The 13663-nt window shown below is 67.1% G+C and carries 11 protein-coding genes; 10 read left to right on the top strand and 1 reads right to left on the bottom strand.

Annotated features, from left to right (window positions below; all coding sequences use genetic code 11):
* Positions 1-66 precede the first annotated feature (66 nt).
* A complete protein-coding gene (locus tag OXS27_RS02255; RefSeq protein ID WP_243916775.1) occupies positions 67-801 on the bottom strand; it encodes a methyltransferase domain-containing protein in 735 nt (244 codons plus the stop codon).
* A gap of 153 nt (positions 802-954) precedes the next feature.
* Between OXS27_RS02255 and gloB the strand changes: the two genes are divergently transcribed.
* The 10 genes from gloB to lpdA all read left to right on the top strand — a co-directional run bounded on the left by gloB (position 955) and on the right by lpdA (position 13632).
* Positions 955-1731, top strand: coding sequence for a hydroxyacylglutathione hydrolase (gene gloB, locus OXS27_RS02250; RefSeq protein ID WP_267353974.1), 777 nt, complete (start codon positions 955-957; stop codon positions 1729-1731).
* Positions 1732-2039: 308 nt separating this feature from the next.
* On the top strand, positions 2040-2657 hold the full coding sequence (locus OXS27_RS02245) for a TetR family transcriptional regulator (RefSeq protein ID WP_267354281.1): 618 nt from the start codon (positions 2040-2042) through the stop codon (positions 2655-2657).
* Between the two features lie 403 nt (positions 2658-3060).
* The gene (mdh, locus tag OXS27_RS02240; protein ID WP_267353972.1) at positions 3061-4023 is read left to right on the top strand and encodes a malate dehydrogenase; all 963 of its coding nucleotides are present in this window, start codon (positions 3061-3063) and stop codon (positions 4021-4023) included.
* A gap of 112 nt (positions 4024-4135) precedes the next feature.
* Entirely contained in the window at positions 4136-5332 is a 1197-nt protein-coding gene (gene sucC / locus OXS27_RS02235) for an ADP-forming succinate--CoA ligase subunit beta (protein ID WP_267353970.1), read from the top strand.
* 2 nt (positions 5333-5334) lie between these two features.
* Complete coding sequence (gene sucD / locus OXS27_RS02230) at positions 5335-6219, top strand: succinate--CoA ligase subunit alpha (RefSeq protein WP_267353968.1); 885 nt, start codon at positions 5335-5337, stop codon at positions 6217-6219.
* Between the two features lie 170 nt (positions 6220-6389).
* Positions 6390-9380, top strand: coding sequence for a 2-oxoglutarate dehydrogenase E1 component (locus OXS27_RS02225; protein WP_267353966.1), 2991 nt, complete (start codon positions 6390-6392; stop codon positions 9378-9380).
* A gap of 92 nt (positions 9381-9472) precedes the next feature.
* A complete protein-coding gene (gene odhB / locus OXS27_RS02220) occupies positions 9473-10792 on the top strand; it encodes a 2-oxoglutarate dehydrogenase complex dihydrolipoyllysine-residue succinyltransferase (protein WP_243916748.1) in 1320 nt (439 codons plus the stop codon).
* Between the two features lie 301 nt (positions 10793-11093).
* Positions 11094-11408, top strand: coding sequence for a DUF2442 domain-containing protein (locus tag OXS27_RS02215; RefSeq protein ID WP_267353964.1), 315 nt, complete (start codon positions 11094-11096; stop codon positions 11406-11408).
* Positions 11409-11416: 8 nt separating this feature from the next.
* Positions 11417-12166, top strand: coding sequence for an SDR family oxidoreductase (locus OXS27_RS02210; RefSeq protein ID WP_267353962.1), 750 nt, complete (start codon positions 11417-11419; stop codon positions 12164-12166).
* Between the two features lie 62 nt (positions 12167-12228).
* The gene (lpdA, locus tag OXS27_RS02205; RefSeq protein WP_267353960.1) at positions 12229-13632 is read left to right on the top strand and encodes a dihydrolipoyl dehydrogenase; all 1404 of its coding nucleotides are present in this window, start codon (positions 12229-12231) and stop codon (positions 13630-13632) included.
* Positions 13633-13663 lie beyond the last annotated feature (31 nt).

Here is a 13663-nt window from a genome sequence, read left to right as displayed (position 1 = left end):
GCTTAGGCCACCGGGCGCGCCGACAGAATGCGGTTTCCGCCGCCGGCCGCCCGTGCCAACGCCCGCTCAGCCCGGGGCGGGCGCCGGCACCAGCACCCGGGCCGGGGCGAGGCGGCGGGCGCGCCGCACCTGCCGCACCGTGACCGGCCGGTAGAGCTGCTTCGTCGCGTCGACCACGTGCAGGCCCGCGAAGGGCAGGGACAGGCTGGTGCCGGTCCACTCCCAGGCCGGCCCGGTGCGCAGCATCAGCCGCGAGCGCACCGGCGGCATGTAGAGCGTCTCGGTCCAGTTCACCGGCGAGAACAGCGTCTCGCGCATCAGCCGGCCGAGCTGCGAGCGGCTGTAGGGCTGACCATGGCCGAAGGGTGTCGCCTCCCGCCGGGCCCAGACCCCCCGCCGGTTCGGCACCACCAGAATCATCCGCCCGCCGGGGGTGAGGGTCCGCCACACCTCCTGGAGCAGCTCCGAAGGGCTCTCGACGGCTTCGAGGGCGTGGATGAGCAGGATCCGGTCGACGGCGGATTCGGGCAGCGGCATCATGGTGGGATCGGCCAGCGCCGTGCAGGATCGGCCGCTCGCCGGCCAGTTCACGACACCCTGGCTGATCGGCATGAACGCGAGGGTGCGTTCGGCGATACAGTGGATCGGGCCGAGATACGGCATCGCGTAGCCGATCCCGAGCACACGCAGGCCCGAGACCGAGCCGAGGAACGCGTCGATCGATCGGCCGACCACGCGATGCGTCGTGCGGCCCAGGGGGCTGGCATAGAAGGCCCGCAAATCGTTGACGTCGAGACGCATGAAGAGGCAGGCTACCGACACGGGAACGGTCGCCGTACTCAATGGTGACCCGGGTCGCCCGCGGCAAGCGTTACGGAACCGAAGTACGCGGAACCCGGCCGTGGGACCGCCTGTTCACGGCGACAGCGTTTGCGCCCCGAGGAGAATCCCCCGATGGCCGCCCAGACCGAGATCCGCACCTTCCTCTGCCGCAGCGACAATATCGGCGTCCTGATTCGCGATCCCGCCACCGGGGCCTGCGCGGCGATCGACGTGCCGGAGGCCGACGCGCTGTTGAGGGTGCTCGATGAGACCGGCTGGCGGCTCACCGACATCCTCGTGACGCACCGGCACGCCGATCACGTCGAAGGCATCCCCGCGCTGAAGCAGGCCACCGGCGCCCGGGTCGTCGCGCCCGCCAAAGCCGGCGACGCAGTCCCCCTGGTGGATGTCACCGTTCGGGAGGGCGACACGGTACGGGTCGGCGGTCTCACCGCGCAGGTCTGGGAGACGCCGGGCCATTGCGCCGATCACGTCACGTACTGGTTTTCCGAGGCGGGGCTTGTCTGCGCCGGCGACACGCTGTTCACCCTCGGCTGTGGCCGGGTGATGGAGAGCCCGCCCGAGACCCTTTACCGATCCCTGCGGCGCTTCGACGATCTCCCCGATTCCGCTCAAGTCTTCAGCGGCCACGACTACGTACTCTCCAATGCGCGCTTCGCCCTGGCGGCCGAGCCGGACAACGCAGCGCTCAAGGCCCGCTTCGCCGAGGCCGAAACCGCGAAGGCGGAGAGCCGTTTTCTCGTTCCCTCGACCATGGGCACAGAGCGCGCCACCAACCCGTTCCTGCGCTGCGCAGTCCCAGCACTGGCTAAATCCGTCGATCTGCCACCAGGAAGCGATCCAGAATCGGTCTTCGTCGCTCTTAGGGCGTGGAAGAACCGCTTCTGACGCAGGGATAACGAGAAAAATTTGTTGCCTTCTCAAGGCAAACTGACACATAGGAGTGTTTAAGCGGACTAAATCCGCTCAGGTTAACGGGCTCCCGGGGGGAAGCCGTAACGTCAACGCGAAGCGCCGGGACGCTTCAGCCGGTATGATGGGGGTCCGTCTCGCCCTACCACCTGTCCACTTCCCGCCTTCCGCTGCCTTTTTTGAAGCCAGAATCTGACGGGTCCAAGGAAGAGGCGCTGAGCGCCAAATCCAAGCTCTCCGTCGCCGAGGTCGCCGATACCGGCACGCCCCGGGAAGCGGCTGATGTGCCTGGCGGATCGAGGCCACGCGCACCCGTAGCTGCCGACGTTCGGCTGCTCGGCATCGCCACCAAGCATCTCTCCCGGCTCGGCCCCAAGCGCGTGACGGTGGTGGCCGTCGCCGCCGAAGCGGGCATGACCCACGCCAACGTCTACCGCTACTTCCCGTCGAAGGACGCACTCCTCGACGCTGTGGCAGGGCGCTGGCTGCGCGAGGTCGAAGCCCGGCTCTCCGGCATCGCCGACGCACCCGACCCGGCTGACGACAAGATCGAGCGTCTCCTTACCGCGCTGGCCACCGTTCAACGCGATGCACTGGTCGACGAGCCGAACCTGTTCGCAGTCCATCTCGACGCCACCGTGGCGGCCCGGCCGATCGCCCGGCGGCACCGTGTCCGCCTGCGCAGCCTCGTGGAGCGGGTCGTCGAGGAGGGAATCACCTCCGGGATCTTCTCAGCCCGGGATCGGGAGCGGGCGATCGCCTACATCTTCGATGCGAGCTACCGCTTCACGCATCCACTGGCGATCCAGCATGATGCCGAAGTGCCGAGGGATCTGATCGAGGCGCGCTTCGGCGCCGTCATTCACGCGATCCAGAGGGTTCTGCGATCCGGGGTTCTCTGACAAACCCGACGCCAGCGTGACGGATTCTCCGAGGCCCGGACCCCAAATCCGGGCCTTTGTTATGTCCGGATGTTCACAGCACCGCCGTCGGTGACGAAACGTGCAAATGACAGCTTTCGGAATCTGTCATCGAAGCTTCGCCGCGCGTCGGATCCAGGTTGCACTGCACCTAAAACCTTCGCCGCGCTGACGTTTCTCCATCCATAAGCGCCTCCGTCCGGCAGCTGGGCCTCGACGCCGACGCCGAGGCTCGACCCGCATCGGGTTGAAGCGACGGTGCTTTTCGGCCACACAACCGCGCAGATTTGGGGCCGCGAATCTGACCGCGAACCGGAACGGAAGCGCAATCCCAGCAACGCCCGACGCATCCTCGATAGCGACACGCAAGGGAAACGGATCCGACATGGCTCGCAACAAGATCGCGCTCATCGGTGCCGGCCAGATCGGCGGCACCCTGGCCCTTCTGGCCGGCCTCAAGGATCTCGGGGACGTCGTGCTATTCGACATCGTCGACGGCGTGCCGCAGGGCAAGGCGCTCGATATCGCCGAGGCCGCCCCGGTCGAGGGCTTTGACGCGACCTATGCGGGCGCGAGCGACTATTCGGCCATCAAGGGCACCGACGTGGTGATCGTCACCGCCGGCGTGCCGCGCAAGCCCGGCATGAGCCGCGACGACCTGATCGGTATCAACCTCAAGGTCATGCAGGCGGTGGGCGAGGGCATCAAGACCTACGCGCCGGACGCCTTCGTAATCTGCATTACCAACCCGCTCGACGCGATGGTGTGGGCGCTGCAGAAGTTCTCGGGGCTGCCCACCAACAAGATCGTCGGCATGGCGGGCGTGCTCGACTCGGCCCGCTTCCGCCACTTCCTCGCCGAGGAATTCAAGGTCTCGGTCGAGGACGTCACCGCCTTCGTGCTCGGCGGCCACGGCGACGACATGGTGCCGCTGACCCGCTACTCCACGGTGGCGGGCGTACCGCTCACGGATCTCGTCAAGCTGGGCTGGACCACCCAGGAGAAGCTCGACGCCATGGTCGACCGCACCCGCAAGGGCGGCGGCGAGATCGTGAACCTGCTCAAGACCGGCTCGGCCTTCTACGCGCCGGCCGCCTCCGCCATCGCCATGGCCGAGAGCTACCTGCGCGACAAGAAGCGGGTTCTGCCCTGCGCGGCCTATCTCGACGGCCAGTACGGCGTGAAGGGCATGTTCATCGGCGTGCCGATCGTGATCGGCGCCAACGGCGTGGAGCGCGTCCTCGAGGTCACCTTCGACGCCGCCGAGAAGGCGATGTTCGAGAAGTCGGTCGCCTCGGTCACGGGCCTGATCGAGGCCTGCAAAGGCGTCGACAGCAACCTCGCCTGACCGGTAAGCGGAGACCGGGCAGCGCGTTGGGTTCGGAGATCCAATTTCCGATCACTTGATTTCACGACGCGCCGTTCGCTTCCACCTATTCGCTCCTCCCTACGAGGCTCCGATGAATATTCACGAATATCAGGCCAAGGCCGTGCTGAAGGAGTTCGGCCTGCCCGTCTCCCGCGGCGTGGCCATTTTCAACCCGTCGGAGGCCGAGGCCGCCGCCAAGGAGCTCGGCGGCCCCGTCTGGGTCGTGAAGAGCCAGATCCACGCGGGCGGCCGCGGGAAGGGCACCTTCAAGGGCGCGCCCGAGGGCGCCAAGGGCGGCGTGCGTGTCACCAAGTCGATCGACGAGGTGAAGCAATATGCCGGCGAGATGCTCGGCCAGACCCTGGTCACGATCCAGACCGGGCCGGCCGGCAAGCAGGTCAACCGCCTCTACATCGAGGAAGGTGCGCAGATCGCCGAAGAGTTCTACCTCTCGATGCTGGTCGATCGCGTCACCGGCGGGGTCGCCTTCGTGGTCTCCACCGAGGGTGGCATGGACATCGAGGCGGTGGCCCACGACACGCCCGAGAAGATCCATACGATCGCGGTCGATCCGGCCACGGGCGTGATGCCTCATCACGGCCGCGCCGTCGCCAAGGCGCTGGGCCTCACCGGCGCCCAGGCCAAGGAAGCCGCGTCGCTGACGGAAAAACTCTACGCGGCGTTCGTGTCCAAGGACATGAGCATGCTGGAGATCAATCCTCTGGTGCTCACGTCAGACGGCCATCTCAAGTGCCTCGACGCCAAGATCTCGTTCGACTCGAACGCGCTCTACAAGCACGCCGATATCGTCGCCCTGCGGGACGAGACCGAGGAGGACGCCAAGGAGATCGAGGCGTCGAAATATGACCTCGCCTACATCGCGCTCGACGGCACGATCGGCTGCATGGTCAACGGCGCCGGCCTCGCCATGGCGACGCTGGACATCATCAAGCTCTACGGCGAGGAGCCGGCGAACTTCCTCGATGTCGGCGGCGGCGCTTCCGAAGAGAAGGTCACGGCGGCGTTCAAGATCATCACCGCCGATCCGCAGGTGAAGGGGATCCTCGTCAACATCTTCGGCGGGATCATGAAGTGCGACGTGATCGCCAATGGCGTCATCGCTGCGGTCAAGGCGGTGGGCCTGCAGGTGCCCCTGGTGGTGCGCCTGGAAGGCACCAACGTCGAGGAAGGCAAGGCGATCATCCGCAATTCCGGCCTCAACGTGATTCCGGCGGACGACCTCGACGACGCTGCCCAGAAGATCGTTGCCGCCGTGAAGGGAGCCTGATCATGTCGGTGATGATCGACGCCAATACCAAGGTCATCTGCCAGGGCTTCACCGGCAAGAACGGGACCTTCCACTCCGAGCAGGCCATCGCGTACGGCACCAAGATGGTCGGCGGCACCTCCCCGGGTAAGGGCGGCGCGACCCATCTCGGCCTGCCTGTCTTCGACACGGTGGCGGAGGCCCGCGAGGCCACCGGTGCCGACGCTTCGGTTGTCTACGTGCCGCCGCCCGGCGCGGCGGATGCGATCTGCGAGGCCATCGCCGCCGAGATCCCGCTGATCGTCTGCATCACCGAGGGCATTCCGGTGCTCGACATGGTACGGGTGAAGCGGGCGCTCATCGGCTCGAAGTCGCGCCTGGTCGGGCCGAACTGCCCCGGCATCGTCACCGCGGGCGAGTCGAAGATCGGCATCATGCCGGCCAACATCTTCCGCCAGGGCTCGGTCGGCATCGTGTCGCGTTCCGGCACGCTGACCTACGAGGCGGTGTTCCAGACCTCGAATGCCGGCCTCGGCCAGACCACGGCGGTCGGCATCGGCGGCGATCCGGTGAAGGGCACCGAGTTCATCGACGTGCTGGAGCTGTTCCTGGCCGACCCGAAGACCGAGTCGATCGTGATGATCGGCGAGATCGGCGGCTCAGCCGAGGAGGAAGCCGCGCAGTTCCTGCGTGACGAGGCCAAGCGCGGCCGGAAGAAGCCGATGGTCGGCTTCATCGCCGGCCGCACGGCGCCTCCGGGCCGACGCATGGGCCATGCCGGCGCGATCATCTCGGGCGGCAAGGGTGGCGCCGAGGACAAGATCGCCGCCATGGAGGCCGCGGGCATCCGCGTGTCGCCGTCGCCGGCCCGGCTGGGCTCGACGCTGGTCGAGGTCCTGAAGGGCTGAGTTCCAGGCGACAGCGTTGCAGCCATCGCAGGGCTGCAACACCCATATCGGACAGACGATAAATTCAGCGGGGCGGCCACCCGCCCCGTTTCGGTTTGAAGGCGATCCGCCGCGCGGACGGAACGCCTGAAGGGCAGGGCAGCCTGCCCGCGCGACAGGATGGACGCACCATGGCACGCCAGGATGTGAACGAAGCGCTCCTCGAAACCTCGTTCCTCTACGGCGCCAACGCCGCCTACATCGAGGAATTGCAGGCCGCCTATGCCCGCAATCCGGCTTCGGTGGATCCCGAGTGGCAGGCCTTCTTCAAGGGCCTCGGCGAGGACGAGACGCTCGTCGAGAAGAACGCCGCCGGTGCCTCCTGGGAGAGGCAGAACTGGCCAGTGCCGCTGAACGGCGAGCTGGTCTCGGCGCTCGACGGCAATTGGGGCGCCCTGGAGAAGGCGGTCGGCGACCGGATCGTCGCCCGCGATGCCAAGGAGGCCAAGCCCGGCAAGCCGCAGGACAGCGTCACCGCGACCACCGGCGTCTCGGTCGAGCAGGCCGCCAAGGATTCGGTGCGGGCGATCATGCTGATCCGCTCCTACCGCATGCGCGGCCACCTGCACGCCAAGCTCGATCCGCTGGGCCTTGCGCCGCGGGGCGATCACGAGGAGCTGCACCCGCAGCATTATGGCTTCACCGAGGAGACCGACTGGGACCGGCCGATCTTCCTCGACAACGTGCTCGGCCTCCAGTTCGGCACGATCCGCGAGATCGTCGATATCCTGGAGCGGACCTACTGCCAGACGCTCGGCGTCGAGTTCATGCACATCTCCGACCCCGCCGAGAAGGCGTGGATCCAGGAGCGCATCGAGGGCAAGGACAAGGAGATTTCCTTCACCCCCGAGGGCCGACGCGCGATCCTCAACAAGCTGATCGAGGGCGAGGGCTTCGAGAAGTTCCTCGATCTGAAGTACACCGGCACCAAGCGCTTCGGCCTCGACGGCAGCGAGGCGATGATCCCGGCCATGGAGCAGATCATCAAGCGCGGCGGCGCGCTCGGCGTGCGCGAGATCGTGCTCGGCATGGCCCATCGCGGCCGGCTGAACGTGCTGACCAACGTGATGGCGAAGCCCTTCCGGGCGGTGTTCCACGAGTTCAAGGGCGGCTCGGCCTCCCCGGCCGAGGTCGAGGGCTCGGGCGACGTGAAGTACCACCTGGGCGCGTCCTCGGACCGCGCCTTCGACGGGAACAACGTCCACCTGTCGCTCACCGCCAACCCATCGCACCTGGAGATCGTCGATCCGGTGGTGCTCGGTAAGGTCCGCGCCAAGCAGGACCAGTGGGCCAAGCCCAACATCGAGCGCCGCACGGTGCTGCCGCTGCTGATCCACGGCGATGCCGCCTTCGCGGGCCAGGGCGTGGTTGCGGAGTGCTTCGGCCTCTCGGGCCTGAAGGGCCACCGTACCGGTGGTTCGATCCACTTCATCATCAACAACCAGATCGGCTTCACCACCGATCCGCGCTTCTCGCGCTCCTCTCCCTATCCGTCCGACGTCGCCAAGATGGTCGAGGCGCCGATCTTCCACTGCAATGGCGACGATCCGGAAGCCGTCACCTTCGCGGCGAAGGTCGCCGTCGAGTACCGCCAGAAGTTCGGCAAGCCGGTCGTGATCGACATGCTGTGCTACCGCCGCTTCGGCCACAACGAGGGCGACGAGCCAGCCTTCACCCAGCCGAAGATGTATCAGCGGATCCGCAAGCATCCGTCGGTGCTGGAGACCTACGGCCGCAAGCTGGTCGAGAACGGCTCCGTCACCCAGGAGGCGCTGGACGCTCGCAAGGCCGAGTTCCGGCAGTTGCTCGATACCGAGCTCGACGTCGCCAACAACTACAAGGCCAACAAGGCCGATTGGCTCGACGGGCGGTGGTCCGGCGTGAAGGCCGTGCACGAGGACGTGGACGACCCGCGCCGCGGGCGCACTGCCGTGCCGGCCGAGACGCTGCAGGAGATCGGACGGAAGATCACGCAGGTGCCGCCGGGCTTCCACCTGCACCGGACGATCCAGCGTTTCATGGACAACCGCGCCAAGGCGGTGGAAACCGGAACGGGTATCGATTGGGCAACCGCCGAGGCGCTCGCCTTCGGGGCGACACTGCTCGACGGCAACCGGGTCCGGCTCTCGGGCCAAGATGTCGAGCGCGGCACCTTCTCGCAGCGCCACGCCGTGGTGATCGATCAGGAGAACGAGCAGCGCTTCACGCCGCTGAACGCCATCCGCGACGGGCAGGCATCCATCGAGATTATCAACTCGATGCTCTCCGAGGAGGCGGTGCTCGGCTTCGAGTACGGCTACTCGCTGGCCGAGCCGAACGCCCTGGTCTTGTGGGAGGCGCAGTTCGGCGACTTCGCCAACGGCGCCCAGGTGGTGATCGACCAGTTCATCGCGTCCGGCGAGCGCAAGTGGCTGCGCATGTCCGGCCTCGTGCTGCTGCTGCCGCACGGCTACGAGGGGCAGGGGCCCGAGCATTCCTCCGCCCGCCTGGAGCGCTACCTCCAGGCCTGCGCCGAGGACAACATGCAGGTCGCCAACGTAACGACCCCGGCGAACTACTTCCACATCTTGCGCCGGCAGCTGAAGCGCGACTTCCGCAAGCCGCTTGTGCTGATGACGCCGAAATCGCTGCTGCGCCACAAGCGCGCCGTCTCGAACCTCGACGCGCTGGCCGAGGGCTCGACCTTCCATCGCGTCCTCTGGGACGATGCAGAGGAGGAGGGCGCGCCCAACAAGCTGGTGCGCGACGACAAGATCCGCCGCGTCGTGCTGAGCTCGGGCAAGGTCTATTACGATCTGCTGGAGGAGCGGGAGAAGCGCGGCCTCAACGACATCTACCTGATGCGCGTCGAGCAGCTGTACCCGTTCCCGCTCAAGGCGCTGGCCAACGAGATGGCCCGCTTCCGCAACGCCGACGTGATCTGGTGCCAGGAAGAGCCAAAGAACATGGGCTCCTGGGCCTTCGTCGAGCCCTACCTCGAATGGGTGCTCGGTCAGGCCGGCTCCGCGGTCAAGCGGGCCCGCTATGTCGGCCGCCCGGCCTCGGCTTCCACGGCCGTGGGCCAGATGTCGAAGCACCAGGCGCAGCTTCAGGCGTTCCTCAACGAGGCCCTAGCGGTCTGATTTTTGGGATTTGGCGGCGGCCCGCTCGGGCCGCCGCCGTCACTGTCCAGGCCGTCCGGCACGGCCGAACCGATCCGGAAGTGCGAAACGACATGGCTACCGACATCCTCGTCCCGACCCTCGGCGAATCCGTGAGCGAGGCCACCATCGGCCGGTGGTTCAAGAAGCCCGGCGACATCGTCGCGGCCGACGAGCCGATCGTCGAACTCGAGACCGACAAGGTCACCCTGGAGGTCAACGCCCCGGCGGCGGGCCAGCTCGGTGAGATCCTGGTGAAGGACGGCGAGACCGTGGAGCCCGGCGCCCTGCTCGGCTCGATCGTCGAGGCGGGCGCCGGCGTGGCACCAGCCAAGAAGGCGGCTCCGAAAGCGGCCACTGAGACCAAGGCCGAGAGCCGAAGCGAGGCCCCGAAGGCCGCTTCCCCCGCCAAGGCCGAGGCGCCAGCCCAGGAATCTTCCGCCGGCTACGGCAATCACGGCGAAGCGGGGGCCCCCGCAGCCCAGCAGCGCCCGGTCGGCGACAACGGCCCGGCGGTGGCCAAGCTCGCCCGCGAATCCGGCGTCGATCCGTCGGGCGTGAACGGCTCCGGCAAGGACGGCCGGGTCACCAAGGGCGACATGCTCGGCGCCATCGCCAAGGGTCCGGCTCCGTCCGCGCCCGCCAAGGAGGCCCGCCCGACCCTGCCGCGGGCCCCCTCCGCGCCGGACGATGCGTCGCGCGAGGAGCGCGTGCGCATGACCAAGCTTCGCCAGACCATCGCGCGCCGCCTGAAGGACGCGCAGGACACGGCGGCGATGCTGACCACGTTCAACGACGTGGACATGTCGGCCGTGATGGCCATGCGCAGCCAGTACAAGGACATCTTCGAGAAGAAGCACGGCACGAAGCTCGGCTTCATGGGCTTCTTCACCAAGGCGGTGATCGGCGCCCTCAAGGATGTGCCGGCGGTCAATGCCGAGATCGACGGACAGGATCTCGTCTACAAGAACTACTACCACATCGGCATCGCGGTCGGGACCGATAAGGGCCTTGTCGTGCCGGTCGTGCGCAATGCCGACGACCTGTCGATCGCCGGCATCGAGAAGACTATTGCGGGCTTCGGCAAGAAGGCGCGCGACGGCAAGCTGTCCATCGAGGACATGCAGGGTGGCACCTTCACGATCACCAACGGCGGCATCTACGGCTCGCTGATGTCGACGCCGATCCTCAACGCGCCGCAATCGGGCATCCTCGGCATGCACCGCATCGAGGAGCGCCCGGTGGTCCGTGCCGGCAAGATCGAAGCGCGTCCGATGATGTACCTCGCGCTGTCATACGATCACCGGATCGTCGACGGTAAGGAGGCCGTGACCTTCCTGGTGCGGGTCAAGGAGGCGCTAGAGGACCCGGCGCGGCTCGTGCTGGATCTCTGAGCTGCGTCCAGGCGCCGTGACGTCGGCATCGATCGGAGGCGGCCTGATCGATGCCGACCATCGCCATCGTCGAGGGGGTTCGGATCATGATCTTCCTCAACGATCATCTGCCTCCCCACCTGCACGCGCTGTTTGCCGGGTAGGAAGCCAAGCTTTCGATTGCCACCGGTGAAGTCCTCAGCGGAAAGCTGTCGCGCACGAAACTCAAGGCGGTCCAGATGTGGCTGGATGCCAACCGCGAACAGGTCTCCTACATCTGGCGGGAGATTCGGGCCGGCCGCTACAGTGGAGGGATGATCGCGTGACACATCATCGGGTCTCCGCCGTACAGGCTCTGGATTATCCGGCGCTCCGCGTCACGTTCGACGACGGCCTCGAAGGTGTTCTCGACCTGTCGGACCTGATCGCCGAAGGTCCCGTCTTCGCGCCGCTGAAGGATGAAGCCTATTTCCGGACGGTCGCAGTCGGTGAGCAGGGCTGGACCTTCGGCTGGAACCTCGATGGCGAGGGGAAAGAGATCGATTTTTGTCCCGACGCGACTCGGATCCGGATCGAGACCCAGATCGTGGAGGATCTGGCGGATCGGTTCGAGAGGAAGCACATCGCAGCCGCATGAGTGAGTCGATGAACGGAACCAGCGTCGCCATCGTCACCGGCGGCAGCCGCGGCATAGGCCGGGCCGTCTCGCTGCTGCTGGCCGAGCGCGGCTACGCGGTCTGCCTGAGCTACGTGTCGGATGCCGCCGCGGCGCAAGGCGTGGTCGATGCGATCACCGCCAAGGGCGGCCGGGCGCTCGCCGTACGGGGCGATGTCGGCAGCGAGGCCGACGTGATCGCTCTGTTCCAGGCCGCCGACGCGCTCGGCCCGCTCAAGGCGCTGGTCAACAATGCCGGCGTGGTCGATGTGAAGGCGGACGTCGCCGACATGAGCCTCGCCCGGCTCCAGCGGATGATGAACACCAACGTGGTCGGCAGCTTCCTGTGTGCCCGCGAGGCGGTGCGGCGGATGTCGACCAAGCGCGGCGGGGCAGGGGGCGCGATCGTCAACCTGTCCTCGGTGGCGGCGCGCCTCGGCGGTCCTGGCCAGTTCGTGGATTACGCCGCCTCAAAGGGCGCGATCGATTCACTGACGATCGGCCTCGCCCGCGAGGTTGCGGGGGAGGGGATCCGCGTCAACGCGGTGGCGCCCGGCATTATCGCCACCGAGATCCACGCCAGCGGCGGCGAGCCCGACCGGGTGGAGCGTCTCGGCCCGGCTGTCCCGCTGGGCCGCGCCGGCACCGCCGAGGAGGTCGCCGCGCCGATCGTGTGGCTCCTCTCGGAGGAAGCCTCCTACACCACGGGCGCCATCCTCGATATCGGCGGCGGCCGCTGATCCTCACCTGACTTATCCTTGCCCGTCCCGCACGCGGCACGACCGACCGGAAGCGAACCTGCATGTCCTACGATCTCGTCGTCATCGGCACCGGCCCCGGCGGCTATGTCTGCGCGATCCGCGCAGCGCAGCTCGGCCTGAGGACCGCCGTGGTCGAGAAGCGCGCCACACACGGCGGCACCTGCCTCAATGTCGGCTGCATCCCGTCGAAGGCGCTGCTCCACGCCTCCGAGGCCTTCGAGGAGGCGACCAAGCACTTCGCCGATCTCGGCATCGAGGTCAGCGGCGTGAAGCTCGATCTCAAGAAGATGATGAGCTTCAAGGCCGAGGGCGTGGCCGGCAACACCAAGGGCGTCGAGTTCCTGCTCAAGAAGAACAAGGTCGAGACCTTCCACGGCACCGGCCGGATCGCAGGCGCCGGCCGCGTCGAGGTCGTGTCCGAGGATGGCGGCAACCAGATGCTCGAGACCAAGAGCATCGTCATCGCCACCGGCTCGGACGTGACGCGCCTGCCGGGCGTAACCATCGACGAGACGGTCGTGGTCTCCTCCACAGGCGCCCTCGAACTCGACCGGGTGCCGAAGAAGCTCCTCGTGATCGGCGCCGGCGTGATCGGGTTGGAGCTCGGCTCGGTCTGGCGGCGCCTGGGCGCCGAGGTCACTGTTGTCGAGTATCTGGACCGGGTGCTCCCCGGGATGGACGGCGAAGTCGGCAAGCAGTTCCAGCGGATCCTGACCAAGCAGGGCATCGCCTTCAAGCTCTCCACCAAGGTGACCGGCGTCGAGGTCGGCAAGAAAGGTGGCGCAACCGTTACGGTCGAGCCGGCCGCGAGCGGCGCAGCGGAGACGCTCCAGGCCGACGTCGTTCTCGTGGCAATCGGCCGGGTGCCCTACACGGAAGGCTTGGGCCTCGACACGGTCGGCGTGCAGCGGGACGACAAGGGCCGGATCCAGACGGATTCGCACTACGCCACCAACGTCACCGGCATCTATGCCATCGGCGACGTGATCGCCGGCCCGATGCTGGCCCACAAGGCCGAGGACGAGGGCGTCGCCATCGCCGAGATGCTGGCCGGCCAGTCCGGCCACGTGAATTACGGCGTGATCCCGAACGTGGTCTACACGTTCCCGGAAGTCGCCTCGGTTGGCAAGACCGAAGAGGAATTGACGAAGGACGGCATCGCCTACAATGCCGGCAAATTCCCCTTCACGGCGAACGGCCGGGCCAAGGCCAACGGCACCACGGAGGGGTTCGTGAAGGTGCTGGCCGATGCCCAGACCGACCGGGTGCTCGGCGTCCACATCGTCGGGGCCGATGCTGGCAACCTGATCGCCGAGGTCGCGGTGGCCATGGAGTTCGGCGCTTCGTCCGAGGACATCGCCCGCACCTGCCACGCCCACCCGACGCTAACCGAGGCCGTGAAGGAAGCCGCGCTCGCGGTGAACAAGCGCGCCATCCACGTCTGAGAACCTGTTCGAGCCGTAAGATACCGGGTTT

Origin of the sequence: Methylobacterium sp. GC_Met_3 (assembly GCF_026540775.1) — a bacterium.
Lineage (GTDB): Bacteria > Pseudomonadota > Alphaproteobacteria > Rhizobiales > Beijerinckiaceae > Methylobacterium.
Note: the sequence above shows the minus strand (reverse complement) of the source record. Positions and strands in the feature narration are given on the sequence as shown.

Excerpts from the sequence above, each read along its gene's own strand:
- lpdA (WP_267353960.1), top strand. The coding sequence starts at position 12,229 with ATGTCCTACGATCTCGTCGTCATCGGCACCGGCCCCGGCGGCTATGTC.
- gloB (WP_267353974.1), top strand. The coding sequence starts at position 955 with ATGGCCGCCCAGACCGAGATCCGCACCTTCCTCTGCCGCAGCGACAAT.
- odhB (WP_243916748.1), top strand. The coding sequence starts at position 9,473 with ATGGCTACCGACATCCTCGTCCCGACCCTCGGCGAATCCGTGAGCGAG.
- OXS27_RS02210 (WP_267353962.1), top strand. The coding sequence starts at position 11,417 with ATGAACGGAACCAGCGTCGCCATCGTCACCGGCGGCAGCCGCGGCATA.
- OXS27_RS02255 (WP_243916775.1), bottom strand. The coding sequence starts at position 801 with ATGCGTCTCGACGTCAACGATTTGCGGGCCTTCTATGCCAGCCCCCTG.
- mdh (WP_267353972.1), top strand. The coding sequence starts at position 3,061 with ATGGCTCGCAACAAGATCGCGCTCATCGGTGCCGGCCAGATCGGCGGC.
- sucC (WP_267353970.1), top strand. The coding sequence starts at position 4,136 with ATGAATATTCACGAATATCAGGCCAAGGCCGTGCTGAAGGAGTTCGGC.
- OXS27_RS02225 (WP_267353966.1), top strand. The coding sequence starts at position 6,390 with ATGGCACGCCAGGATGTGAACGAAGCGCTCCTCGAAACCTCGTTCCTC.
- sucD (WP_267353968.1), top strand. The coding sequence starts at position 5,335 with ATGTCGGTGATGATCGACGCCAATACCAAGGTCATCTGCCAGGGCTTC.